The sequence below is a fragment of the Oerskovia sp. Root22 genome (genome assembly GCF_001429135.1).
GTDB classification, from domain to species: Bacteria; Actinomycetota; Actinomycetes; order Actinomycetales; family Cellulomonadaceae; genus Oerskovia; species Oerskovia enterophila.
The window spans coordinates 288387-314663 of the sequence record NZ_LMIL01000008.1 but is presented as its reverse complement, the minus strand read 5'-3'; the positions used below and the strand labels follow the sequence as shown (position 1 = coordinate 314663).

At 72.1% G+C, this 26277-nt stretch carries 17 protein-coding genes; 4 read left to right on the top strand and 13 right to left on the bottom strand.

What is annotated here, in order from left to right:
- Positions 1-69: 69 nt before the first annotated feature.
- The 10 genes from ASE15_RS10105 to ASE15_RS10060 form a co-directional block, all read right to left on the bottom strand.
- On the bottom strand, positions 70-1059 hold the full coding sequence (locus ASE15_RS10105) for an ABC transporter substrate-binding protein (RefSeq protein WP_056649699.1): 990 nt from the start codon (positions 1057-1059) through the stop codon (positions 70-72).
- Between the two features lie 557 nt (positions 1060-1616).
- On the bottom strand, positions 1617-3125 hold the full coding sequence (gene araA, locus ASE15_RS10100) for an L-arabinose isomerase (protein ID WP_056649696.1): 1509 nt from the start codon (positions 3123-3125) through the stop codon (positions 1617-1619).
- A gap of 93 nt (positions 3126-3218) precedes the next feature.
- Positions 3219-4049: an L-ribulose-5-phosphate 4-epimerase gene (locus tag ASE15_RS10095; protein WP_082608802.1), complete on the bottom strand. Its 831-nt coding sequence runs from the start codon at positions 4047-4049 to the stop codon at positions 3219-3221.
- 22 nt (positions 4050-4071) lie between these two features.
- A complete protein-coding gene (locus ASE15_RS10090) occupies positions 4072-5685 on the bottom strand; it encodes a xylulokinase (RefSeq protein ID WP_056649692.1) in 1614 nt (537 codons plus the stop codon).
- 164 nt (positions 5686-5849) lie between these two features.
- Positions 5850-6920 (bottom strand): LacI family DNA-binding transcriptional regulator, encoded by a 1071-nt coding sequence (locus tag ASE15_RS10085; RefSeq protein WP_235534328.1) that lies wholly within the window; start codon positions 6918-6920, stop codon positions 5850-5852.
- Entirely contained in the window at positions 6917-7774 is an 858-nt protein-coding gene (proC, locus tag ASE15_RS10080; RefSeq protein ID WP_056649686.1) for a pyrroline-5-carboxylate reductase, read from the bottom strand. Before proC ends, ASE15_RS10085 begins: the two co-directional genes overlap by 4 nt.
- A gap of 125 nt (positions 7775-7899) precedes the next feature.
- On the bottom strand, positions 7900-8589 hold the full coding sequence (locus ASE15_RS20810; protein ID WP_056649683.1) for a hypothetical protein: 690 nt from the start codon (positions 8587-8589) through the stop codon (positions 7900-7902).
- Positions 8590-8712: 123 nt separating this feature from the next.
- Positions 8713-11955 (bottom strand): family 43 glycosylhydrolase, encoded by a 3243-nt coding sequence (locus ASE15_RS10070; protein ID WP_235534326.1) that lies wholly within the window; start codon positions 11953-11955, stop codon positions 8713-8715.
- A gap of 195 nt (positions 11956-12150) precedes the next feature.
- Entirely contained in the window at positions 12151-16719 is a 4569-nt protein-coding gene (locus ASE15_RS10065; protein ID WP_235534324.1) for an Ig-like domain-containing protein, read from the bottom strand.
- A gap of 243 nt (positions 16720-16962) precedes the next feature.
- A complete protein-coding gene (locus ASE15_RS10060) occupies positions 16963-17517 on the bottom strand; it encodes a potassium channel family protein (RefSeq protein WP_082608800.1) in 555 nt (184 codons plus the stop codon).
- A gap of 115 nt (positions 17518-17632) precedes the next feature.
- Between ASE15_RS10060 and radA the strand changes: the two genes are divergently transcribed.
- Positions 17633-19129 carry a DNA repair protein RadA gene (gene radA, locus ASE15_RS10055; RefSeq protein WP_056650016.1) on the top strand — a complete coding sequence of 499 codons (1497 nt, stop codon included), beginning with the start codon at positions 17633-17635 and terminating at the stop codon, positions 19127-19129.
- Positions 19130-19205: 76 nt separating this feature from the next.
- Positions 19206-20291, top strand: a complete 1086-nt coding sequence (gene disA / locus ASE15_RS10050) for a DNA integrity scanning diadenylate cyclase DisA (RefSeq protein ID WP_056649680.1) — start codon at positions 19206-19208, stop codon at positions 20289-20291.
- A 430-nt stretch (positions 20292-20721) separates the two neighbouring features.
- Here the strand turns inward: disA and ASE15_RS10045 are convergent, their stop codons facing one another.
- Entirely contained in the window at positions 20722-21570 is an 849-nt protein-coding gene (locus tag ASE15_RS10045; RefSeq protein ID WP_157257534.1) for a hypothetical protein, read from the bottom strand.
- Between the two features lie 122 nt (positions 21571-21692).
- Between ASE15_RS10045 and ASE15_RS10040 the strand changes: the two genes are divergently transcribed.
- Positions 21693-22649, top strand: coding sequence for an A/G-specific adenine glycosylase (locus ASE15_RS10040; RefSeq protein WP_082618356.1), 957 nt, complete (start codon positions 21693-21695; stop codon positions 22647-22649).
- Between the two features lie 41 nt (positions 22650-22690).
- On the opposite strand, the gene ASE15_RS10035 is transcribed toward ASE15_RS10040, so the two are convergent.
- Both ASE15_RS10035 and ASE15_RS10030 read right to left on the bottom strand, forming a co-directional pair.
- Positions 22691-23218 (bottom strand): amino-acid N-acetyltransferase, encoded by a 528-nt coding sequence (locus ASE15_RS10035; protein ID WP_056763127.1) that lies wholly within the window; start codon positions 23216-23218, stop codon positions 22691-22693.
- A 37-nt stretch (positions 23219-23255) separates the two neighbouring features.
- On the bottom strand, positions 23256-24260 hold the full coding sequence (locus tag ASE15_RS10030) for a sugar-binding transcriptional regulator (protein ID WP_056763125.1): 1005 nt from the start codon (positions 24258-24260) through the stop codon (positions 23256-23258).
- Between the two features lie 240 nt (positions 24261-24500).
- On the opposite strand from ASE15_RS10030, the gene ASE15_RS10025 reads away from it, so the two are divergent.
- Positions 24501-26249: a glycerol-3-phosphate dehydrogenase/oxidase gene (locus tag ASE15_RS10025; protein WP_056763123.1), complete on the top strand. Its 1749-nt coding sequence runs from the start codon at positions 24501-24503 to the stop codon at positions 26247-26249.
- Positions 26250-26277 lie beyond the last annotated feature (28 nt).

The window sequence follows — 26277 nt, the reverse complement described above, 5'->3', positions numbered from 1 at the left end:
GTGTGCGGCCCGCCCGGGTCGCCGCGCCGCGTGGGGGCGGCGACCGGGCGGGCCGTCAGGTGCTGCTCGTCAGAACGAGCGGGCGTCGATGATCTCCTGCGTGATGGTCTGGTCGAACGCCTGGTCGACCACGATGGTCTCCTTCTCGACGTCCTCGCCCGCTGCGACCTGCTTGATGAGCTCGAGGAGCTGGTCGCCGAAGGCCGGGTTGCACTCGACCACGAAGTTGAACTTGCCCTCAAGGAGAGCGGTCAGGCCGTCGTGCACGCCGTCGACCGTGACGATCTGGATGTCCTTGCCCGGGACCTTGCCCGCGGCCTCGATGGCCTCGATGGCGCCGAGGCCCATGTCGTCGTTGTGGGCGAAGATGAGGTTCATGTCGGGGTAGGCCTGGAGCGCGGCCTCGGTGGCCGCCTTGCCCTCGGCGCGCGTGAAGTTACCGGTCGCCTCGCCGACGATCTGGTCCTCGACGACCGAGCGGAAGCCCTCCTGGCGGTTGGTCTGCGCGCCCGAGCCCATGGTGCCCTGGAGCTCGAAGATCTTGGCGTCGGGAGCGTTCTCCGCGACCCACTCGCCGGCCGTGACTCCCTCGGCGGTGAAGTCCGCGCCGATCCAGGTCACGAAGGGGTCCTCGACCGTGGTGTCGACCGTGCGGTCCACGAGGACGACGGGGATCTCGGCGTCCTTGATCTCCTGGAGGACCTCGTCCCAGCCGGTCTCGATGACCGGGGAGAACGCGATGACGTCGACGTCCTGGTCGATGAAGTCGCGCAGGGCCTTGATCTGGTTCTCCTGCTTCTGCTGCGCGTCGACGAACGTGAGGTCGATGCCGTTCTCGGCCGTCAGGTTGGCCTTGACCGACTCGGTGTTGGCCGTGCGCCAACCGCTCTCTGCCCCGAGCTGGGAGAACCCGACACGGATGTTCTCGCTGCCGCCGCCTGCGCCGTCGGTGCTGTCGGCCGAGTCGGTCCCGCCGCCGCTGCACGCTGCGAGGGCGAGGACTGCTGCACCGGCCAGGATGCCCGTGAGACGGACGCGTGCCGTGGACTTGTTGAACATGGTTCTCCTCCTTGAGATGCGGTCCTCGGCGCCGTGCCGGGACCACGTCGGCCCGTCGTTGGGCTGTTGGTTCGTGGTCGTGCGTCTTCGGTTGTCGAGCTGCTCCGCTCACGTTCAGATGTGATCGCTCACACCCCCTGGGAAGAGATGTTAGCGCTCACACGCGGAAGTTGGAAGTCCTGAGGGTCACGTTTCCATCACGAGAGGTGACGCCGGTCTCGAAAGAGCGCGGAGACCTGGACCTTTGCTCCGGCGGCTGATCCTCGTGCCGCGTCGGAGACGCCGCGAGGCGAGGGGGCGGCGCAGGGCGCCGCGCGGCGCGAGGTCCGCACGGGACGTCGACGGGCGTCGGGAGCGCCGGCGGGCAGAGCGCCCACCCGGTGGCGCCCCCGACCCCGACCCGGCCGGGCCGATCCGCCGCCCTGCACCCCCCAGGGGCAGGACGGCGGGTCGGCCGCGGGGGCCGCGGCAGGAGCCCACGACGGGCCGTCAGGTCCGTCGGGGCCCCTCGCGCCGGCCGGGCCGCACAGGGCCCGTCCGCCGGGTCGCAGAGACGGTCAGAGCCCCTGCGCGACCCGGAAGTAGACCTGGTTCCAGCGCACCTGGTCGCGGAAGCCGCGGCGCGTCGTGCCCTCGTCGATCACGAGCAGCTCGGTGCGCGCGATCTCCGCGAAGACCTCGAACGCGTCGAGGCCCGCGGCGGTCGAGAGCACCGTGTGGTGGGCGCCGCCCGCGGTGAGCCACGCCTCGGCGGACGTCGCGAAGTCGGGGCGCGGCTCCCACACGGCGCGCGCGACCGGCAGGTGCGGCAGCGGGGCGCTCGCGGGGACGACGTCGACCACGTTGGCCGTGAGGCGGAAGCGGTCGCGCATGTCCGCGAGCGAGACGACGACGCCCACGCCGGGGTCGGCGTCGAACACCATGCGGACCGGGTCCTCCTTGCCGCCGATCCCGAGCGGGTGGATCTCCACGCGCGGGGTCGACGTCGTCAGGGACGGGCAGACCTCGAGCATGTGCGCGCCCAGGATCTTCTCGCTGCCGGGCGTGAGGTCGTACGTGTAGTCCTCCATGAGCGAGGCGCCGCCGGGCAGCCCCTCGCCCATGACCTTGGCGGCACGGACGAGCACGGCCGTCTTCCAGTCGCCCTCGGCGCCGAACCCGTAGCCCTTCGACATGAGGCGCTGGACCGCGATGCCGGGGAGCTGGCGCAGGTCGCCCAGGTCCTCGAAGTTGGTCGTGAAGGCCTTGGCGCCGACCGACTCGAGGAACGTCTCGAGCGCGATCTCCTGGCGGGCCGCGTAGCGCAGCGACGCGTGCCGGTCGCCGTCCTTGCGCAGCTCGGGGGCCACGTCGTAGAGGTTCTCGTACTCGGCCACGACGGCGTCGACATCGGCGTCGGACACCGCGTCGACGGCCTCCACGAGGTCGTTGACGCCCCACGTGTTCACGCTCACACCGAAGCGCAGCTCGGCCTCGGTCTTGTCACCCTCGGTCACCGCGACGTTGCGCATGTTGTCGCCGAAGCGGACCAGACGCAGCTCGTGCGTCGCGGCCCAGCCCGCGGCGCCGCGCACCCAGGAGCCCACGCGTGCGGTGACGGCCGGGTTGGAGACGTGACCGACGACCGTCGTGCGCGCCACCCCGAGGCGCGTCGCCATGTACGCGTACTCGCGGTCGCCGTGCGCGGCCTGGTTGAGGTTCATGAAGTCCATGTCGATCGAGTCCCAGGGGAGCTCGACGTTCGCCTGCGTGTGCAGGTGCAGCAGGGGCTTGCGCAGCGCGTCGAGGCCCGTGATCCACATCTTGGCGGGGCTGAACGTGTGCATCCACGTCACGACGCCGAGCACGCGGTCGTCCGCGTTGGCGTCGAGCATCGCGCGCCGGATCGAGGCCGAGTCCTTGAGGACGGGCTTCCAGACGACGTTCGCGGGGACGTCGGACGACGCGTCGAGGGCGCGCGCGACCTCCTGGGACTGCTCGGCGACCTGACGCAGGGTCTCGTCTCCGTAGAGGTCCTGGCTACCGGTGAGGAACCAGATCTCGCGGTCCGCGTAGGGCTTGCTCATAAGGTCCACATCTCTCGTGTCGGTGGGAACGGTCTTCGCGTCGGTGCGGAGCCGCAGTGCTGCTGGTCGTGCGGGGTGCGCGCCGGTGGCCCGTCAGCGCGCCGGCTGCTGCCCGTAGACGTGCTGGTAGCGCGCATAGAGCGAGTCGACGTCGGACTGCTCGATCCGGGTCGGGTCGCCGAGCTGGCGGCTGACGTGCACGGTCCGGGCGACCTCCTCGCACATGACGGCCGCCTTGACCGCCGAGCGGGCGTCCTTGCCGATCGTGAACGGGCCGTGGTTGCGCATGAGCACCGCGGGGCTGCGCGAGTCGCGCAGCGTCTCGACGATGCCGCGCCCGATCGAGTCGTCCCCGATGAGCGCGAACGGGCCGACCGGGATGTCCCCGCCGAACTCGTCGGCCATCATCGTCAGGACGCACGGCACGGGCTCGGCGCGCGCGGCCCAGGCCGTGGCGTACGTCGAGTGCGTGTGCACCACTCCCCCGACCTCGGGCATGTGGCGGTAGACGTAGGCGTGCGCCGCGGTGTCCGACGACGGCGCCCGGTCTCCCTCGACGAGGTTCCCGTCGAGGTCGCAGACGACCATCGACTCGGGCGTGATGTCGTCGTACGACAGCCCGGACGGCTTGATGACGAGCAGGTCGCCGAGGCCGTCGGTGGCGCCGGTGCCTGCCGCGCCCCCTGTGCTGTCTGGACCTTCGACGTCCCCCGCGCGCACGCGCTCGGAGACGTTGCCCGCGGTCCACACCACGAGCTCCCACCGGGGGAGCTCGGCGTGCAGCGCCGCGACGCGCTCCTTGGCGGCGTCGACCGCGGCACGCAGGTGGGCGGGGACGGTGCGGCCGGTCGGCGCGGTGGATCCCGCCTGAGCAGCGGGTTCGGCCGGCGCTGTCGCGTCGGTCGTCGCGGGAAGGGTGCTCATGGGTGGTTCTCCTTCGTCGGGGTCAGAGCGCGTCGACGGCCGCGCGCTCGACCGCGAGCCCGGCGTCGTAGCGGTCGAGGTAGGCCGCGAAGCCCGCGGCGTCGTCCGGGTCGGGGGCGACGGTGTCGAGCTCGGCCGTGGCGAACACGTGCTCGCGGAGGTAGGTGTCGAGGGTCTGCTCGTCGCCGGCCGCCACGGCGCGCGCGTAGGCCGCGAGCAGCGCGATGCCCCAGGCCCCGCCCTCCCCCGCGGTGCGTCCCACGGTCACGGGGGCGCCGATCGCCGCGGCGAGGAGCCGCTGGGCGACGCCCTCGGTCCGGAAGATCCCGCCGTGCGCGAACATGGCGTCGAGCGCGACGCCCTCGCCGTCGAGCACGCGCATGCCGAGGGCGAGCGTGCCGAACGCGCTGTAGACCTGCGCGCGCATGAAGTTGGCCAGGGTCAGCCGGCTGCCGGGCGTGCGGACGAACAGCGGCCGTCCCTCCTCGAGGCCCGTGATGGGCTCGCCCGACAGGTAGTTGTACGCGAGCAGCCCGCCGCCGTCGGCCTCGCCGTCGAGCGCGGCGCGGAAGAGCGCGCCGAACACGTCGTCGGCCGCGGCGGGCGTCCCGAGCGCGGCCGTGAGCTCGCCGAAGAGGTCGGCCCAGGCCGCGAGCTCGCTCGCCCCGTTGTTGCAGTGGACCATCGCGACGAGGTCGCCCGCGGGGGTCGTGACCAGGTCGAGCTCGTGGTGGCGGGTCGCGAGCGCGTGCTCGAGCACGACCATCGCGAAGATGCTCGTGCCCGCGCTGACGTTGCCCGTGCGCGGGGCGACCGAGCTCGTCGCGACCATGCCCGTGCCGGCGTCCCCCTCGGGCGGGCACAGCGGCACGCCCGGCAGCAGCGCGCCGCTGGGGTCGAGCCAGGCCGCGCCCTCGACCGTCAGGCTCCCGGCGTCCTGCCCGGCGACGAGGACCTCTGGCAGGAGGGACTCGACCGCGAGCCCGGGCCGTCGTACCCCGACGAGCTCGTCGAGCTGCGCGAGCATGCGGCGGTCGTAGGTCCGCGTCGTCGGGTCGACGGGGAACATGCCCGAGGCGTCGCCCACACCGAGCACCGAGCGCCCGGTGAGGATCCGGTGGACGTAGCCCGCGAGCGTCGTGAGCGAGGCCACCTGCGCGACGTGGGGCTCGTCGTCGAGGATCGCCTGGTACAGGTGGGCGACGGACCAGCGCAGCGGGATGTTGTGGTCGAACAGCTCGGAGAGCTCCGCGGCCGCCCTGCCCGTGGTCGTGTTCCGCCAGGTCCGGAACGGGACGAGCAGCTCGCCCTGCGCGTCGAACGCGAGGTAGCCGTGCATCATGGCCGAGACGCCGATCGCGCCGAACGTCGTGGGGCGCACCCCGTAGCGGCGCTCGACGTCGGCGACGAGCTCGGCGTAGCAGTGCTGCATGCCCTCGCGCACGGACTCGAGCGAGTAGGTCCACGTGCGGTCGGCGTACTCGTTCTCCCACTCGTGGCTGCCGCTCGCGAGGGGCGTCCCGTCCGGGCCGACGAGGCACGCCTTGATCCGGGTCGAGCCGAGCTCGATCCCGAGCGCGGTGTTCCCGGTGGCGACCGCCTCGCGGAGGTCGTCCACCCTGTCCTGCTGCACCATTGCTGTCTTCTCCTCGTCGCGTCGTCGCGCCTTGCCATGCCCTGCTTCTGAATGTTAGCGCTCACACGGAGTGGTGGCCAACCCCTCGGTGCAACCTCGTGGGGCGGACGGTGTCCGCGGGCGGCGCAGCACGGCACCACCCTCCGGTGGGCCCCGCGCCTGCCTCAGGCGCTCGGCGGTCCCGAGCTCGCCCGGACCACCAGGTCCGGCGGGATCTGCGTGGACTCGCGCGTGGACCCGGCGAACGCGTCGAGCAGCAGCCCCATGCAGCGCCGGCCCAGCTCGGCGAAGGGCTGGCGGACCGTCGTGAGCGGCGGGATGAAGTGGGCCGAGCCCTCGACGTCGTCGAACCCGACGACCGACACGTCGCGCGGGACCACGACCCCGGCCTCCCAGAAGGCCTGGAGCACACCGAGGGCGAGGTGGTCGTTGCCCGCGAAGACCGCGGTCGGCCCGTTCCCGTCCGCCACCCGGCGCGCGAGGTCACGACCGACGTCGTAGCCCGCGTCGGACGACCACGAGCAGCGGATCATCTCGCGGTCGATCTCCGGGACGCCCCGGGCGGCGAGCGCGTCGTTCCAGCCCTTGGCACGCTCGCGCGCGTCGAACCAGTCGAGCGGTCCGGCGAGGTGGACCACTGAGCGGTGCCCCAGGTCGAGCAGGTGCTCGGTGGCGACGCGCGCGCCGAGCCGCTGGTCGACTGCGATGGGCAGGATGCTCGCGGCCCCCGTCCCGGGCGCCCCCGCGTGCACCTCGTTCGGCTCGCGGGCCGCGATGAGGATGATCGGCACGGGCGCCCGGAACGAGTCGACCGCGGCCGCGACGTCCGTCTGGGGCGCGATGACCACGATGCCCTCGACCGCCTGGGCCATGAAGTGCTCGAGGACTGTGTGCATGGTCTCGGCGTCGTAGCGACGGATCGTCGCGACCGACACGAAGTACCCCTCCTCGCGCGCCGCGCCCTCGACCGCGATGAGGGTGCTCGTCGGCCCGTAGAGCGCCGAGCCCGTCGTGACCACGCCGATGGTCCCGGACCGCGCCGTCACGAGCGCGCGCGCCGCGCTGTTGCGCCGGTACCCGAGCGTCGCGATCGCGTCGAGGACCCGTTCGCGCGTCTGCGGGCGCACGCTCGGGTGGTCGTTGAGGACCCGCGAGACGGTCTGGTGCGAGACGCCCGCGAGCTCGGCGACGTCCGACATCGCGGGGGGTCGTGTGCGCCCCACGTCGGCGCTCATGCCTGCGCCTCCAGGGCTGCGGCGAGCTCCTCCGAGCGGTCGCGCGCGGCCTCGAGCGCCGTGAGGAACGCGGCCCTGACGCCGCCGTCGTCGAGCGCTCGCAGTGCCGCGACCGTGGTGCCGCCGGGCGAGGAGACCTTCTCGCGCAGGATGACCGGGTGCTCGCCCGTCTCGTCGAGCATGCGGGCCGAGCCCAGCACGGTCGCGGTCGCGAGCTCGAGCGCCACGGCGCGGGTCAGGCCCAGCAGGACCCCGGCCTCGGCGAGCGCGTCGACGACGTAGAAGACGTAGGCGGGCCCGGATCCCGAGAGCGCGGCCACGGCGTTCTGGTCCTTCTCGGCGACCCGGACCACGAGCCCGGTACGGCTCAGGAGCCGCTCGACGAGGGTCACGTCGTCGTCACCCGCTGCGGCGCCGCCGCTGACAGCGCTGACACCCGAGCCGATGACCGAGGGAGTGTTCGGCATGACGCGCACCACGGCAGTCCCTGCCGGGAGCCTGTCCTCGTAGAAGCGCGTCGAGAGCCCGACGACGACACTCACCACCACGGTCCCCTCGCCCAGGTGGGGCGAGACCTCGGCGAGCAGCGCCGCGACGTCCTTGGGCTTGACGGCGACCACGACGAGACCCGCCTCGCGCACCGCGGCGGTGTTGTCCGTCGTGGTCGTGACGCCGTGGCGCCCCTCGAGCTCCTGCGCCCTCTCGGCGCGACGCACGGTCGCGACCACGTCCGCGGGCTGCCACCCCGCACGGAGGGCTCCGGCGAGCACGGTCTCGCCCATGACGCCGGTCCCGAGGACCGCGAGACGGGTGGGGCTGCTGGGGCTGTCGACCTGGTGGGTCGTCGTGGACATCGTTGTTCCTGCTTCCTGGTCGTGCGTCCCGGCCCGGTGGGCCGGCCCTCCTGCAGCCCTCCGTGGGAGGCCCGCACGGCGTCGGCCGGTCGGTCGGACCGTCCGGCGCAGCGGCCCCTCGCGGGCTACAGCGGGAACGCTGTGTAGAACTTCTCGATCTGGTCGACGGGTCCCGTCGCCTGCAGCACGGCCGTGCCGTTGCGCCAGGTGACGGTCGCCGTCCCGGCTGCCGCGGCGACCGGGGTGACGGCATAGGTTCCCACGGGCTTGCCGTCGACCTCGACGTCGCCCGTGGTCGTGGGTTCGCCCCCCGCAGCCACCGCGGCCTCGAGCAGCTCGTCGTAGGCCACCTCTGCCTCGTCGTCGTTGCCCCATTGTCCCGCGAGGACCGTCACGGTGCTCGCCGCGTCACCCTCGCCGTCCGCGTAGGTCAGCTCGTGCCCCTCGATCGCCCCCGCGTCGCCGTACGCGTCGGTCAGCGCCTCCGACCGGAGCGCGAACTGGAGGACGGCGTCCGGGAGGACCTTGGCGAACTCGGTCGAGGCGGAACGCTCGACCGGTTCGATCGTGGGGGTCGGCGGCGCCTCGGTCACCGTGACCTCCGCAGGCGCCTCGGCCTCGCCCGCCCGGGCGAACCCCGGCCACACGAGAGCAGCGAAGCCCACCACGCCCGCGAGCAGGGCGAGCAGCACGCCCAGGGCGACGAGGCGCCGTCGGGCGTAGACGGCCGACGAGGGCGCGCGACCGTGCCTGCTGTCCCGCAGACCCGGACCGTCCTGCGACGCCGGGCGCTGCCGACCCGTCTGCTGGCTCATGACGCTCCCCTCGATCCGACCGGTGCTCGCGCCAGCCTATGGCGTGCCACGCCAGTGACCGCGCAGCCGCGCGGAAGCGTCGACCGCCGCGGCCCGGCGGGGGGCCGGGCCGCGGTGGTCGCCTCAGCCGCAGGCCAGGGCCGCGTAGGGCACCTCGGACGTGCTCGTCACGTCCTGGCCGTCGACCTGCCCGGTCGCGACCACCGTCACGACCCCCGCCTCGGCACCGGCGGAGCGGGCCGAGAAGGTCTGCGCCGCGGACTTCCCCGGGGCGACCCCGACGAACGACTTGGTGCCGAAGGGGGTCCGGACCTGCACCGAGACCGGTGCGGGCTCGTCGTTGACGACCCGCACCGCGAGCTGCGCGGTACCGTCCACGCACCTCGGGGTCGCCGTCACGCTCACGGCGACCTCGGGCGCCCCGGGACCGGTGCCCGGGTCGTCGGCCATGACCCGCAGCTCGGAGACCGCGACGGCCGAGTAGCTCGTCCCGTCACCGTCCGCGTGGATCACGGCGCGCAGCCGGGACGTGGTGACCCGGTCGAACGTCACGGTGTTGAGCGCCGTGGTGCTCGTGCCGTAGCCCGAGGGGTTCGCGACGTCCTTCCACGCCCCCTGTCCCGAGGCATCCCAGTACTGCAGCGACCACGAGGCGGGCTGGGCCACCCCGTTGCCCGTCCCCTGCGGGGAGTCCTGCCAGAACTGGATCTCGGCCCCCGTGAGGACGATCGGCCGGGCCCAGTCGTACTGGAGCCACTGGCTCTCGGGACGCTCGCCCGACCACGTGCCCCAGAGCTGGCCCTGGCTCGGGTTGCTCGGCACCAGACCGTCGTTGATCGCACCCAGGGAGTTCCAGCCGGCGGTGTAGGACGCGCTCGGCGTCGCGATGGGCGCGACGTTGCCGGTCAAGGGGCCCGAGACGTCGGCCGCGATCGTGAGGCGCTGGGCCGTCCCGGCGTTGCCGGCCGCGTCGATCGCCCGGAACGACACGTCGTGCTTGTTCGAGTCCGGGGCGGCGACGGGACCGGTGTACTCGGTCCACGCGCCGGTCCCGACCAAGTACTCGATGCGCGCCACTCCGGACGTCGCGTCGGTCGCGGTGACCGTGACCGTGCGGGCGGTCTCGTCGAGCACCCCGGTGCTCACAGGAGCCGTGCGGTCGATCGCGACGGTCTGGGAACTCTCGGTCGAGACGTTCCCTGCGTTGTCCGTGGCGCGCGCCGCCACGACGTGCCGGCCGTCGCCGCCCACCGCGACGTCGACGAACCGGACGCTCGGTGTGCTCGACCACGCGGCGTCGTCGACCCGCGTGGCGAGCGTGACCCGGCCCCCGCCGTCGTCGGTGCCCGTGACCCGGACCGTGACGTCGGAGCGGTACCACCCGTTCGTGCCCGCCGAGCCGCTGACCGAGAACGCGACCTCCGGGGCCGTCTCGTCCCCCTCGGTGTCGGCCGGGTCCACGACGGTCACGGTGCCCGTGACCCGCCCGGCGGCATAGCCGAGCACCGAGCCCTCGACCGTGAAGGTCCCCGCCTGCGCCACCGAGGACGGGTCGACCGCGTCCCAGAACACGGGGAGCGCGAGCGTCTCGTCGGGGTCGCCGGGGTAGGTCGCCGTGACCGTGCCCGGCAGCTCGGCCTCGCCGATCTCGACCGTCAGGGCCGGCCCGTCGATCGCGGCGGGCTGGGCCGCGAGCACCTTCCACTCCTCGACCGCGACGCCCGAGAACGTGCTGCCGTTGGTCGAGGCGTCCAGGACGGCGCGGAGCTGGGTCGTGGTCACGGCGTCGAACGTCGTGCTCTGGAAGCCGTTGGTCGAGGTCCCGTAGGCGCTCGGGTTGCGGACGTCGGTCCACGCGCCCGCGGTCGCGTCCCAGTACTGGATGCGCCACGCGGCCGGAGCCGCGACGCCCACGCCCGTGCCCTGCGGCTGGTCGTTCCAGAAGTCGATCTGCGAGCCGTTCACCCGCACGGGCGTGGCCCACGTGTACTGGACCCACTGCTGGGCCGGGTTGTTCCCCGTCCAGGTGCCCCACATGTCCGGGGGCAGGGGGTTCGGGCGCACGATCTCGTCGTTGAGCGCCTTGATCCAGTACTGCGTGGGCACGGGGTCGTTCGACACCGTGACCCGGGCCTCCTGGGCGACGTTCGCGCGCGGGGTCCGGTCGGCCGTGCGGGCCGGGGTCGGCACGACCTTCTCGATCCGGGCCGGGGACCGGGAGTCGTCCCAGCGCAGCGTGTCGATCGCGACCGAGCGACGGAAGTGGTTCCCGCCCACGGCGTCGGCCGTGTGGTAGACCAGGCGCCACTCGCCGTCGTACTCGACGATCCCGGGGTGGCTCGTGGTCGAGGAGACCGGGTCGAGGATCGTCCCGCGGTACGTCCACGGGCCGGCGGGCGACGCGGCCGTCGCGTACCCGATGCACGCGTGGTAGTTCGCCGGGGTGCACGACGACGTCGCACCGGCGTTGTTCCCCGCGTACGCCATGTAGTAGGTCCCGTTGCGCTCGAAGGCCCACGCCCCCTCGAAGAAGCCCGTCAGGCCGCTCACGGTCCTGACAGAGCCCACCGGGGTCTTCATGTCCTGGCCGAGCTCGAGCATGCGGAGGTTGCCGAAGCTCCCCCAGTAGACGTAGACCTTCTGCGACGCGCCCTCGCCGTCCACGAGGATCGTGGGGTCGATGTTGTGGATCGTGTTCGCGGTGGGCACCTTCTGCGAGATGATCGGCGCGCCCACGTGGTCCGTCCAGGGGCCGGTCGGCGAGTCGGAGACCGCGACCCCGATCCCGAACTTGTCCTCCGCGGTGCTCACGGCCTCGTGCACCGGCACGTACCAGTAGTAGCGGCCGTCGGCACCGGGCACGACCTGGCCCGCGTAGGCCCGGCCCGGGGTCGCCCACGAGAAGACCTGCTCGGGACGCATGAGCGACGGGTGGTGCGTCCACTCGCCCGTCGATCCCGTGGCAAGGGCGTCGTCGGTCACGAACGCGCCCCACTCGTTCATGATGAAGTCGTTCGTGGTCGGGCCCGCCTCGTCGTGCCCCGTGTAGACGTAGAGCTGGTCCGAGGCCGTGTCGTTGCCCGGCGCACCTGCGGGCACCACGAGCGGCGCGGGGTCGGCCGAGTAGTACGAACCGTCGCCCAGGATCGGGTTGTGGGGGCTCGTGAAGGTGTACGACGCCGGGGCCGCGGCGGCCTGCGGGACGGGTGCTCCGCCGTCGGGCTGCGTGGCCGCGGTGGCCTGACCCGCGCCGAGCGCGAACGCGGTCGAGGCGACGACAGCCACGACGGCCGCTGCCGCGGTGACGGACGGGCCACCGCGCGCGGTCCTGCGCGGTGGTTCGAGGAACGATCTGGTGGGGCTCACGGTGCTCTCCGGTCTGCTCGGCCCACCCTCGCCGGGCGACCGGAGGGACACGTCGGCGTGTCCTCCGCGAGCGCCACCCGGGCGGGCAGGAGATGAGGGGCGCGCACCCCGAGGGTTCCCTCTCCCCCGGGGTGCGCGGTCTGGCACCGTCGGGGGCGGCGTTTGCAGCCGCCGCCCCCGACGGTCGTTCGCTGGCTACCCGCAGCTGACGGCGTCGAACGCCTGCTCGACCTCGGTCGTGACCTGGGCGCCGTCGACCGTCGCGGTCGCGACGACGCTCACGGCCCCTGCCTCGATCGCGTCCTTGCGGGCGCTGAAGGTCTGGCTGGCGGACTTGCCCGGCGCCACGCCGGCGAAGGTCTTGGCGCCGAACGGCGTCGTGACCTTGACGTCCACCGGGACCTCCTCGTCGTTCACGACCCGGACCGTGAGCCCTGCGACCTTGCCCACGCACTGCGACCTCGCGGTCACCGTGACCGCGACGTCCGGCTCGGGCTGGCCCTCGCCGGTGCCGACCGTGACGGTCGCCCTGGCCCGCTTGTCGGTGCCCTCGACCGCCCCCGTGACCTCGAACGTGCCGTCCTTGGCGTACTTCCCGGGCTCGACCGCGTCCCAGGTCACCGCGATCCCGCTCTGCTGCGAACCGTCGTTGTACTGGACCGTGACCGAGGCAGGGAGGACCGGCGCGGTACCGACCGCGGTCGAGACCGCGGTGTCGGCGATGGTGTTGATCTGGACGGCGTCCGGGCCACGCACCCAGACGGTCGCCTGGGCGACCAGGGTCGTCCCGGACACGAAGCCCTGGACCGTGAAGTCGCCGATCTGCTCGACCTGCGCCGCGTCCACGGCGCCCCAGGCGACACCGTTCTCGACGACCGAGCCGTCCGCGTAGGTCACCGCGACGGTGCCCGGCAGCTGGGGCAGGGTCCCGACGGCGGTCCGCACGTGGACGTCCGCGGCCGAGACCGCGGGAGCCGCGAAGACGCGCCACTCGGACACGCCCACGGCAGAGTTGCTCGTGCCCGCTGCGTTGGGCAGGGCGGTGAAGACGGCACGCAGCCGGCTCGTCGTGACGGCGTCGAACGTCACCTCGTTGGTCTTGAGGCGCTCGGTACCGTACGCCGACGGGTTCGTCACGTCCTTCCACGTGCCCCCTCCGGCCGCGTCCCAGTACTGGAGCTTCCACGCCTTGGGCACGGCCACGCCGTCACCCCCCGTGGTCGTGTCGGTCCAGAAGTCGATCGACGCCTTGTCCACCCGGACCGGGGCCTCGAAGTCGTACTGCAACCAACGGCTCTCCGGGCGAGAGCCCGACCAGGTGCCCCACAGGTCCGTGCCGGCACCTCCCGTGAAGAACGACGGCTTGCCGTCGTTGACCGCGTCGACGTTGTTCCAGCCCGCGGTGTAGTCCGCGGTCGGGGTGGCCGTGGAGGCGACGTTGATCTCGCCGTCCGAGAGCGCGGTCGCCTGGACGACGACGTCCTTGGTCGACGTGAGCTCGCCGTCCGACACCGTCAGGCGCAGGGTGTAGGCGCCGGACTTCGTGAAACGCACGACCGACGTCGTGGCCTTCGGGTTGTCGAACACCGCGCTGCCGCCCTCGGGAGCCGCCTCGACGGACCAGCCCGACGTGATCTGACCGTTCGGCAGACCGTCGTCCTGGGCGGTGCCCAGCAGGCGGGCCGAGCCGGCCTGGTTGTACGTCGAGTCCGTCCACGCGTCGGCCTTGGGCGCCTGGTTGGTCGAGGCGGGCGCCTCGACCCCGGTCGAGAAGGCCTGGACCTCCTTGATGCCGGTCCTGGTGCCCGCCGCGTGGGTCACGGTCACGCGGAGCTTCGAGGTCGTGACCTCGGGGAACTGCACGTGGTTGAAGTTGCCCTGCGGGAACAGCGGGGCGCGCGACTGCGCCGGCACGGGCTTCCACTGCGTCCCGTCGAGGTACTCGACCGTGTAGAGAGCCGGGGCCGAGTAGCCCGCGACGGTCGCGGTCGAGGACGAACGGTAGAAGTAGACGCGCACGTCGTCGACCTTCTGGGCCGAGCCCAGGTCCACCTCGAGCGAGTCCTTGGCGTTCGGCGAGCCCGCGGTGCCCCAGAAGGGCTCGTTGACCGTCGTGCCGTCGACGGCGCCTGCCGGACCACGGCCGTTCGCGGAGAACGAGGCCGTGACGGGCTTGCCCTGGGCGAGGTTCGTCGAGCCGGCCGAGGCCGGGGAGACGTCGGCGCCCGCCTTGGCCATCATGTCCACGACGCGAGCGTCCGCGGCGAACACGACGTCCTGCGGAGCCTGCACCCGACGCTGCTCGGCCGTGGTCACCGTGACGCCGGCGGGGGCGTCGACCGTGCCCGTGGACGGGTCGTAGGTCACGTGCGCGAGCTCGTCGACCGTGAACGCGAGCTCACCGTCGAGGAAGACCGAGTACCCCTCGGGGACGTCGGCGCCGTAGTGCTTCTCGCCGCCCGGCGCGTCCCACGTGATCGTGAGGTCCTTGTCGCGATACCGGACGTTGTTGACCGTGAAGTGGTCCCAGTCGATGTCGATGGGGGCGAGCTCGATCTTGTCGTCCGAGCGCGGGCGCAGGCCCATCGCGTCCTCGATCATGGTGAAGTTCGTCGTGCCGAGGATCGTGTGGTGGATCCACGAGCGGTAGCCGATGTTCTGCGGGTCGGCCGTGCCGTTCGACCAGAACTCGTTCTGGTCCGGGTACCGGTTGTCGCCGTTGTTCTGGTAGTGCGACCAGGCGTTCCAGTAGAGGAGCTTCTTGTAGAGCTCGGCGTCCACGTAGTCGTTCGGGTAGTCGCGCAGGACGCTCGAGAGCATGCGGAACGACACGGTCGAGTTGATGACCGAGAAGTTGTTGCTGCCCGGTCCGCCGTAGGCCGCCTGGTCCGCCTGGTTGGCCGTGAAGAACGGGAAGACGGGGTACTGCTCGTCGTCCGCGAAGAGACGCAGGGCCTCGACGTACGGCTGGTCGTAGTCCGCGTCACCCGGCTTGGGCATGAGGCCCACGCTGAACGGGTAGTAGTTGTTGATCTCCTTCCACGGCACCAGCGCGTCGGTCGCGACGTGACGGTGCTTGAGGAGGTTGCCCTTCAGGCCCACCTCGTCGGGCGTCTCGCGCGCGGGCTCCCAGAGGTACTCCAGGACGGCTGCCTTGATCTGCGCGGCGAAGGCGTCCATCTCGGCCGCCTTGGTCTCGTTGCCCGCGGTCCGGTAGGCCGCGGCCGACGCCTTGGCGTTGGAGTACAGGTAGGCGTTCTCGGTGCGGTCCATGTTGCCCGCGCGCCAGTGGAACGACACCGCGTCGGCGTCGTTGCCCGTCATGGCGCCCCAGTTGTACTCGATGAGGCCGTTGCCGTCGTTGTCGAAGGAGGCCTGCAGGTCCTTGACGTCCCGCTCGGCATACTGCGCGAGGTTCTGGGCGATCACGGTCGGTCCGCCGTGCAGCTGGTACGAGCGCCACGCGGCCTCGGAGATGTACTGCGTGTAGCTGTTGGACCAGTTCGCGGGGTCACCCGGGTTGTCGACGTACTTGCCGCTCTTGGCGACCTCGCCCGCGGAGACCCAGGGGCCGTACGAGTAGACGGGGTCACGGAAGTACTTGAGGTCGTCGATGAACATGCCCGTGGTCAGGACGATGTTGTTGTTGTAGCCCAGCACGCCCTCCATCGAGGTGGGGAACTGGAAGTCGTTGCCCGGGATGTTGGCGTCGAGGAAGTTGAAGCGCATCAGCCACCAGCGGTAGAAGAGCGTCTTGTCGATGTTGTCCTCGGGCGTGTCCAGGTAGGGCACGTTGTCTGCCCACCACTGGTTGTAGGCCGTGACGTGCGCGGTGTAGGCGGCCCCCGGGGTCGCCGCGCGGAACGCGTCGTAGTCGGTGCGCGACTCGGGGATCTCCTCGGTGACGAACCCGAGCTGGACCTTGGTGCTCGCCGAGCCCGTCGCGGGGACGTCGAGCGTGCGCGTGATCGCGCCGTCGGCCGGGGAGAAGCCGTCTCCCGAGAGGCGCGGGAAGACCGTGGTCAGCTTGTTGAACGCCTGGACCGAGCCCGTGAGCTCGTCGCCCTCGGGGGTCTTGGCGAACGACGACGCGGCCGAGATCCGGACCTGCTTGGCCGTGCCGTTCGTGCTCGAGACCGTGAGGTTCGTGACGGCCACGTTGGCGTCGGTGATGAACTTGGTCTGCACCACGCGCAGGCCCTGTGCGGTGTTGTTGAACGTGCTGCGCCAGTAGCTGGGGGTCTGCTTGCGGGCCGACGCGTCCTCGGTGAGGGTCACGTTCGACCCGTTGACGTTCACCGTGATGGTGTACGCACCCTGGCCGCCCGCGAGCGACTCCCAGTACGCGACCTCTCCGCCGAAACCGAGCGTGGCGGGCTGGTGGGTCTTCATGAAGACCGCACGGCCACGGCTGAACAGCCACTGGTTCGCGTCGCCGTTCGAGCCGCCCGGCGTGTTGCCCGTGCGGGCGAGCATCTTGTCGATCCAGAAATCCTTGTCGGTCCCGCTCCCGGCTCCGGCCGCGACGTCGGCGTCGAAGATCGCCTGGAGCTGGTTGCGCACGTGGTAGCCGGTCCCCTCCGCAGGGACGGGCTTCGCGTCCCCGCTGAACACGGGGTACCCCACGTCCGCGTTCGGAGCGGCCTGGGCCAGCGAGGGGACGATGAGTCCCGTCGTGGCGACGGCAAGGGTCAACGTGCTCGCGATCGTCAGCCGGGCTCTGCCGCCCGGGACGTGCTGGGGTCTGGTCGCTCGCTTCTTCACGGGCGTACACCTCTCCTCGTCGAGATGGTTCGGTCCCCGGAAAGATGGCACACAGAAACGCTGAACGCAATGGTTTTCGGTGATTGGTCCGGTTCTGCTTGCTTGATATGAGCGCTCACATGCACCCCTGCCCAGGCTGTGACCTGCGGCGATGTGCTGGAAGAGCGTCTTGGGAGCGTCACAACGGCGCTCAGCGCCGAAACTTTGCCGGTGTGTTTTTTCGGTGGGCCCCGCGTCGTTGCGTCAGCGCTCGTGAGGTCCGGCCGCGGACTCGCCGGGCTCGCCGTGGGCCTCACGCCACCGTGCGCGCGACTCGAGCCGCTGGGTCGCGACCGCGACGAGGATGCCGATGACCGCGAGGTCGAACAGGATCTGGACCATCGTGACGACCCGCGCCGCCTGCCCCACCGGGTGGATGTCCCCGAACCCGACGGTCCCGAGCGTGACGACCGTGAAGTAGAGGGCGTCGGTGCGCGTCTCGATCCCGACGAACTCCGCGTCGCTGTGGATCGCGAGGAGGTAGTAGGCGATCGCGAAGAAGATGATGATGGGCGACAGCAGCCCGACGACCGACTGGACCCGCACGCTGGGTTCACGGCCCGCACGCAGCTGGCGGCGCACCTGGAACGTGACGAGGTAGCAGAGCCCGACGAACCCGACCACGAAGAACAGGATCTGCGTCCACTCACGCTCGGAGTCCCCGAGGGGCACGCCGTAGAAGAGGAGCAGGCACGCCGCGAGCGAGCCGAGGGTGGTGATGACCGTCCACCACGGGCTGTCCTTCCGGAGCCGTCGCATGGGTACATGATGAGCAGCCGCGCTTCAGCGCGCGACCGGACACACCTGCGCTCGCCGGACCTGGGCCCGCGGTGCGTGTCGGTGCGTGTGGGTGCCTGTCGCTAGCGTGGCGCCCGTGACGACATCGACCTCCGCGGGCTCGCGCGCCGCGAGCAAGCGCCCGGCCCGGCCCGCCTACCGTTGCGGCGAGTGCGGCTGGACCACGGCCAAGTGGGTCGGTCGCTGCGGCGAGTGCCAGGAGTGGGGCACCGTCACGGAGGAGGCCGCAGCGTCGGCAGGGCCGCGCACCGCGGCAGTCGCGCCCACGCGCTCCCCCGCCCGCCCCATCGGCGAGATCGACGTGGAGACCGCGCGGGCCACGCCCACGGGAGTCGCGGAGTTCGACCGCGTGCTGGGCGGCGGGATCGTCCCGGGGGCCGTGGTGCTGCTCGCCGGGGAGCCTGGAGTCGGCAAGTCGACGCTCCTGCTCAAGGTCGCGAGCAACGTCGCGGCCGGGGTGAGCGACAAGGCCGTGTCCCCGGAGGACGCCCCTCGCCCCGCCCCGAAGCCCCGCACGGTCCTGTACGTCACCGGCGAGGAGTCGGCCGGGCAGGTCAGGCTGCGTGCGGAGCGTGTCGGGGCGCTCGCCCCTGGCCTGCTGCTCGCGGCCGAGACGGACCTCGCGACGGTCCTGGGGCACATCGAGGCGACCGACCCGGACCTCCTGGTGGTGGACTCGGTGCAGACCATCGCCTCGGCCCAGGTCGACGGCGCCCCCGGCGGCGTGAGCCAGGTCCGCGAGGTCGCCGCCGCGCTAATCGCCGCGGCCAAGGAGCGCGACCTGCCCGTGATCCTCGTCGGGCACGTCACCAAGGACGGTTCGGTCGCCGGGCCCCGCACGCTCGAGCACCTCGTCGACGTCGTGTGCCAGTTCGAGGGCGACCGGCACTCCCGCCTGCGCCTCGTCCGCGCGATCAAGAACCGCTACGGCCCCACGGACGAGGTCGGGTGCTTCGACCTCTCGGAGACGGGCATCGTGGGACTGGCCGACCCCAGCGGGCTGTTCCTCTCGCACTCCGGGGCCGGCGTGCCCGGCACGTGCATCACCGTGACGCTCGAGGGCCGCCGGCCCCTCGCCCTCGAGATCCAGTCGCTCGTGGTCCCCAGCTCGTTGGCCAACCCGCGGCGCACCACGAGCGGGATCGACTCGAGCCGTCTCGCGATGATCCTGGCGGTCATGCACCGGCACGCCGGGGTCCGCCTCGTCGACCAGGACGTGTACGTCTCGACGATCGGCGGCGCACGGGTCAGCGAGCCCGCGGCGGACCTGTCCATCGCACTGGCCACGTTCTCGGCCCGCGAGGACCAAGTCATGCCCCCGGGAACCATCGCGATCGGCGAGGTCGGGCTGGCCGGGGACATCCGGCCGGTCGCGGGCCTCGACCGCCGGCTCGCCGAGGCCGCGCGGCTCGGCTTCACCCGGGCCGTGGTGCCGCACGGGTCGTCTCCCAAGCCCCCGGCGGGCATGACGGTCCTGCCGGCGCAGCACCTGGGAGAGGCCGTCGAGCTCGCGCGCGGCGGCCACCTGCCCCCGCAGCAGGAGCGCTCCCGGTTCGACGTCGGGCAACCGTGATCCCATCGTGACCTCCAGTTGTCCCCGAACGGCGTTTTCCTGCCCCTGAGACAACCTGGCAGCGTAAGATGCCCACGTGGCCAACTCCCCTGTGCATCCTGACGACCTGCTCCGGGAGACCCTCGCCGCAGTGGCCCCCGGTACCGAGCTCCGCGACGGGCTCGAGCGCATCCTTCGAGGTCGGACGGGCGCACTGATCGTGCTGGGCCTGGACAAGGTCGTCGAGACCATGTGCTCGGGAGGGTTCGTGCTGGACGTCGGCTTCTCGGCGACCCGGCTGCGCGAGCTCTCCAAGATGGACGGCGCCGTGGTCCTGGACCGCGACGCGAACCGGATCCTGCGCGCGGCCGTGCAGCTCCTCCCGGACCCCACGATCGAGACCACCGAGTCCGGCACGCGTCACCGCACGGCCGAGCGCGTCGCCAAGCAGAGCGGCTTCCCGGTCATCTCGGTGAGCCAGTCCATGCGGATCGTCGCGCTCTACGTCGGCGGCCTGCGCTACGTGCTCGAGGACTCGGACACCATCCTGTCGCGCGCCAACCAGGCGCTCGCGACGCTCGAGCGCTACCGCGCCCGCCTCGACGAGGTCAGCGGGACGCTGTCCGCCCTCGAGATCGAGGACCTCGTCACGGTCCGCGACGTGTGCGCCGTGGTCCAGCGCCTCGAGATGGTGGGGCGCATCTCCGAGGAGATCGCCGGCTACGTCGTCGAGCTCGGCACCGACGGCCGCCTCCTCGCGCTCCAGCTCGACGAGCTGATCGGCGGGATCGGCTCGGACCGCGAGTCCGTGATCCGCGACTACGTCGAGCTCAGCCGCAAGGAGCGCTCGCTCGCGGACGTCAAGAACGCGCTTGCCGCTCTGGACCAGACCCAGCTGCTCGACCTCACGATCATCGGCCGGGTCCTCGAGCTGCCCGGAGGTGGCGAGGCGCTCGACGCCGCGGTCGCACCGCACGGGTACCGCCTGCTCTCCAAGGTCCCCCGCCTGCCGGGCACCATCATCGACCGCCTGGTCACGCACTTCGGCGGGCTGCAGAAGCTGCTCGCGGCCAGCATCGACGACCTCATGGCCGTGGACGGCGTGGGCGAGCAGCGTGCCCGAGCAGTCCGTGAGGGCCTGTCACGGCTCGCGGAGTCGAGCATCCTCGAGCGGTACGTCTAGGACCGAGCGGTAGCTGCGGGAACTCTTCTGGTCGCTTGCCTCGCAGCCGACCAGTTGTCAGAAGTGGGCCGGTGCAAACCCCGGCCCAGCTCTGACAACCAAGCCGACCCGACGAGCTGGCAGCCAACCCACCCGACCACCCGATCAGTTGTCAGAAGTGGGCCGGCGCAAACCCCGGCCCAGCTCTGACAACCAAGCCGACCCGACGAGCTGGCAGCCAACCCACCCGACCACCCGATCAGTTGTCAGAAGCGAGCCGGTGCTTACCCCGGCCCAGCTCTGACAACCAAGCATCGAACGCAACGGCCCAGGTGGCGCGGGCGTACGCGCAGCGCACACGTCGCAGGCAGGGGGCCAGGCAGGGGGCGCTGCCCGGGAGCACGACGGTCCGTGCCCCGGGTGTGGGCGTGCGCGCGGGAGCTGCCCAGCGCTACGGAGTGGCCCCGTCAGCGGGAGGAACCGCCCCGTCCGCAGGAGCAGTCCCGTCATCCGGGGCCGTCTCCCCGGTCGCAGCCGGGTCTCCCTCAGCAGGAGGCACCGCCCCGTCGGCCGGCGGCACCGCGCCGTCGACGGGCGCCTCGGTCGCGGGTGGCGTCTCGACCGGCGGCGGTGGCGGCGCGAGGAGCGTGAACACCACGGGCGCACTCGTCAGCCCGGCCACCTCGGTCGACGCGACGACCGCGCTGTAGTCCCCTGCTCCGGGTGCCGGCAGGTCGGCGGGGCACTCCGCGGCCGACCGCACGCGGGCCCAGTCCACGGTCTGGGGATATGCGTCGCCGGGGGCCATGAGGAGCACCTTCTTGGCGGGCGGGCAGTCGACCGACGACCAGATGCGGTCCTCGCCCGAGGTCACGACGAGCTCGAGCGAGGCGGGGGACGCGTCGACGAAGCAGGGCCGCCGGCCGACGTGCGTGAGCGTGAGCGAGAAGGACGGGTTCTCGCCGTCGGCGTACGAGGCCTTCGACACCGTGAGCCCGAGCGTGAGGTCCTTGACCTCGCACTTCTTGTAGCCGCCGGTCGCGACGGCCTGCGGCGGGGGTGGCGCGACCTTGCCGTGGGGCTCGTCGGCGAGCAGTCCGGTGCCGAACGCGATCGCCGCCTTGACGAGCATCACGACGCCGACGACGATCACCGCGAGCAGGACGAGCGCGACGACCCGCCGCACCCTCAGGGTCCGGGAGGTGGGCCTGCCCGACGACGTCCCGCCCGCCCCGTCTGCCGGGCGCCCCTGGACCGGGGTCGCCCCGGTCGGTGGCCGGGTGCCTCGCGGCGTGCTCACGTGCGGCTCCGTTCGACGGTCGGCGCGGGGCGTTCCCGCACTGGGGCAACGGTACGTCCCGCGCGGGACGGTTCGGTCACTGCCACACCGCGCCCTCGCGCATCGGCGAGAATGGTCGGATCATGCCGCTCTCCTCCACCACGCTCGACGCCGCCGCTCCCCGCACCGGAACCCGCGCCGCCCTGGCGAGCCTCCCCGCCCCGGACCCGCACGCGGACCTGCGCGACGCCGTCGGGCGATGGTTCGCTGCGAACGCCCGCGACCTGCCGTGGCGGCGCGACGACTGCTCCCCCTGGGGCGTCCTGGTCAGCGAGGTCATGCTCCAGCAGACGCCCGTGGTGCGGGTCGAGCCCGCGTGGCGCGCCTGGATGGACCGCTGGCCCGAGCCCGCGGACCTGGCCGCGGCCTCGACGGCCGACGTGCTGCGCGCCTGGGGGCGTCTCGGCTACCCGCGCCGGGCCCTGCGCCTGCAAGACTGTGCGCGCGCCGTCGTCGAACGGCACGGGGGTCGCGTCCCGCAGGACGCGGGCGAGCTGCTCGCGCTGCCGGGCGTCGGCGAGTACACAGCCGCGGCGGTGACGGCGTTCGCGCACGGTCGGCGGGCCGTCGTCGTGGACACGAACGTGCGGCGCGTCCTGGCGCGCGCGGTGTCGGGGACGGCGCTGCCTGCGCCGTCGTACACCGCGGCCGAGCGTCGGCTCGCGACCCTGGTCGCGCCGACCGAGGACGACGACGCGGCCCTGTGGGCCGCGGCCTCGATGGAGCTGGGCGCGCTCGTGTGCACGGCGCGCTCGCCGCGCTGCGACGAGTGCCCGGTCGCGGACCTGTGCGCGTGGCGTGCGGCGGGCAGCCCGCCGGACGAGCACGCAGCCCGACGGCGGACCCAGGCCTGGGAGGGCACCGACCGGCAGGCGCGGGGCCGAGTCATGGGCGCGCTGCGCGCGGCGGACGGTCCGGTGCACCGCGACGCGGTCGCGGGACTGTGGCCGGACGCTGCCCAGCTCGGGAGGTGCGTCGCGAGCCTCGTCGAGGACGGGCTGCTCGAGCAGGACGGCGACGTCTACCGTCTCCCGGCCTGAGCCCGCCGGCCCCGTCGGACCACGCGAACGCCCGGGGCGCCTCAGAGCGTGATGAGCATGCGCGTGTTGCCGAGCGTGTTGGGCTTCACGCGGGCGAGGTCGAGGAACTCGGCCACGCCGTCGTCGTGCGAGCGCAGGAGCTCGGCATAGACGTCGGGCGAGACGGGCGTCCCGTCGATCGCCTCGAACCCGTGCGCCCGGAAGAAGTCGACCTCGAACGTCAGGCAGAAGACCCGTCGGAGCCCCAGGGCGCGGGCGCGGTCGAGGAGCTCGACCACGAGCTGGTGCCCCACCCTGTGGCCGCGCCAGGCCTGGTCCACCGCGAGCGTGCGGATCTCGGCGAGGTCGTCCCACATGACGTGCAGCGCGCCGCACCCGACGACCTCGGGGGCGCCCGGCTCCCCCACGTCCGCGACGACGAACTCCTGCACGGCCTCGTAGTAGCCGACCATCTCCTTGGCCAGGAGGATGCGGGCCTGCGCGTAGGGCTCGACGAGCCCGCGGATGGCCCGCACGTCCGCCGGGAGGGCAGGGCGGAGCGTCAGGGTGGGGGTCGAGGTGCTCGTCACGCGCCCAATCTACGCCGCGACGCGGCCCGGTGCGCAATCATGCACCCAAATGCATACTCTCATTGCGCGTGCGTGCGACCGCGATCCGGCCCGTCTCCTGCTCGATCAGGTGCGATGCCGTGATCTCGTCGACGACCAGGTGCGTGACGACCCCGGCGCGCAAGGCCGCACGCAGCGGCGCGACCTTGTTGTCCCCCGCGACCGCGCAGATGCGCTGCGGGATCCGCCGGAGCTCGTCGGGCCCCGGGCCCGTGGCGCGCTCGTTGAGCGCGATGTCGCGGTACGTGCCGTCGGCCCGCAGGAACACCGTGCACACGTCCCCCACGACCCCCTCGGCGTCGAGCACCGCGATGTCCTCGGGCTCGAGGTAGCCCGCCGAGTAGACGTGGCTCGGGACGCCACCCGAGACGGCGCCCACGGAGAACAGCGCGACGTCGGCCCGCCGCTGGACGTCCAGCACGCGCCGGACCGACCGCTCGCGCCACATCGCCTGCTTGGTCTCGGCGTAGTCGAAGAACGCGGGGACTGGGAAATGGTGCACGTGCGCGTCGAACGCCTCGCCGAACCCGGCGATCAGGTCACCCGCGTAGTGCACCCCGGAGGTCCGGGTGTTCGCGGCCCCGTTGAGCTGCACGACGGCGGACCCTCGGGTCGGCTTGCGGCTCAGGTGCCGGGAGATCGCCGCGAGCGTCGTGCCCCACGCGATGCCGAGGATCATGTCGGAGTCGAACCACGAGCCGAGCAGGCGTGCGGTCGTCAGGGCGACCTGGTCGAGCCGGTCGACCTGCTGCGTCGAGTCCGGGACGGGCACGACGTAGGCGTCGATGCCGTACGTGGCCGAGATGTGCGCGCCCAGCCCCGGCGCCCGACTCTGCGTTGGCCGGAGCGTGATCTCCACCAGACCTGTCTCACGGGCCTTCTTGACCAGCCGCGAGACCGTCGACCGCGAGGTCCTCAGGTGCTTCGCGATCGCCTCCATCTTCATGTCCTGGAGGTAGTACATCGAGGCCGCCCGCAGGACGTCCTGCTCCCGATCCGCCATCTGCCGGTCTCCCACCACTGTTGCACGTTTGTGCACTGCGCTTGCGCGAACGTTCCTGACATGTTGACGTTAATACGTGCAGCGGCATTTCGACAGCGCTGTGCCACGGAACGGTGCCCGCTCGGGGACCGGGTCGTACCGCTAGCGCGGGACGCACACCCGTGGGAACGTCACAGTGAGACGTAGTTCCCGCTGTGTCCCTCGGGATGCACCAGTTCGACGACGAGAGAAGGCCATCGGATGACTTCCAGCAGACTCACCGCAGAGTCTCGCCAGCAGGCGCTGTCAGCGCTCGAGGCGAGCACCAGCGCGGACCAGGAGCTCGACGTCCTCGTGATCGGCGGAGGCGTGACCGGAGCGGGCATCGCCCTCGACTCCGTGACCCGTGGCCTCTCGACCGCGATCGTCGAGGCCCAGGACTGGGCCTCCGGGACGTCGAGCAGGTCGAGCAAGCTGGTCCACGGCGGGTTGCGCTACCTGCAGATGCTCGACTTCCACCTGGTCCACGAGGCGCTGACCGAGCGCGACCTGCTCATCAAGGACCTCGCGCCGCACCTCGTGCGCCCGGTCCCGTTCCTGTACCCGCTCGAGCACCGCGTGTGGGAGCGTGCCTACGTCGGCGCCGGGATCGCGCTGTACGACACGCTCGCGAGCATGGCTCCGGGCAAGCGGGCGCTGCCGCTGCACCGCCACCTCTCGCGCAAGCAGATGGAGCGCAAGTTCCCCGACCTCGCGCACGACGCCGCGATCGGTGCCGTCCAGTACTGGGACGCCTCGGTCGACGACGCACGCCTGGTCTCCACCCTGATCCGCACCGCGGCCTCCTACGGGGCACACGCCGCGTCCCGGACCCAGGTCGTCGAGCTGACCAAGGGCTCGACGGGCGCGGTCAACGGCGCGATCCTCGAGGACCTCGAGACGGGCAGGCGCATCACGGTCCGCGCCCGCGCCGTCATCAACGCGACGGGCGTGTGGACCGAGGACACCGAGGCCCTCGCCGGCACCGACGGCGGGCTGCGCGTCCTGGCCTCGAAGGGCGTCCACATCGTCGTCCCGCGCGAGCGCATCAAGGGCCAGGTCGGCCTGATCCTGCAGACCGAGAAGTCGGTCCTCTTCATCATCCCGTGGTCCCGCTACTGGGTCATCGGCACGACCGACACCCCCTGGGAGCAGGAGCTCACGCACCCGGTCGCCACGTCCGCGGACATCGAGTACATCCTCGAGCACGCGAACGCGGTCCTCGCCCAGCCCCTGACGCGCGACGACATCATCGGGACCTACGCGGGCCTGCGCCCGCTGCTCCAGCCCGGCACCAAGGAGGGCACCAGCTCGGCCAAGGTCTCGCGCGAGCACACCACGGCCTCCCCCACCCCGGGTCTCACGGTCATCGCGGGCGGCAAGCTCACGACGTACCGGGTCATGGCCAAGGACGCGGTCGACTTCGCGATCGGCCAGCGTGCCGCGGCCCTGCCGTCGATCACGGACAAGATCCCGCTGCTCGGTGCGGTCGGCCTCGACGCGGTCCGGCGCCAGGCGCGGCCGTGGGCCTCGAAGTTCGGCTGGACCCCGCAGATGGTCGACCACCTGCTCCACCGCTACGGCTCGAACCTGCGAGACATCGTCGCGCTGTGCCAGGCCGACCCCTCGCTCGCCAAGCCGCTCGAGCACGCCCCCGCGTACCTGCGGGCCGAGATCAGCTACGGCGTGACCCACGAGGGCGCCCTCCACCTGGAGGACCTCCTGCTGCACCGCACGCGCCTGAACTACGAGGTGCTCGACCGCGGTCTCGGCGCACTCCCCGAGATCGCCGACATCGCCGCCCCGCTCCTCGGCTGGACCGCCGAGCAGAAGGCCGCGGAGATCGCTTCCTACACGGCACGCGCCGGAGCCGAGGAGGCCGCCGAGCAGGAGCCCGACGACGCCACGGCCGAGCGCACGCGCCTCGCAGCAGACGACGTCGCACCGCTCAAGCCGCTCGACGCCTCCTGACGCACCTGCCTTCCTGACCACCGGAGCC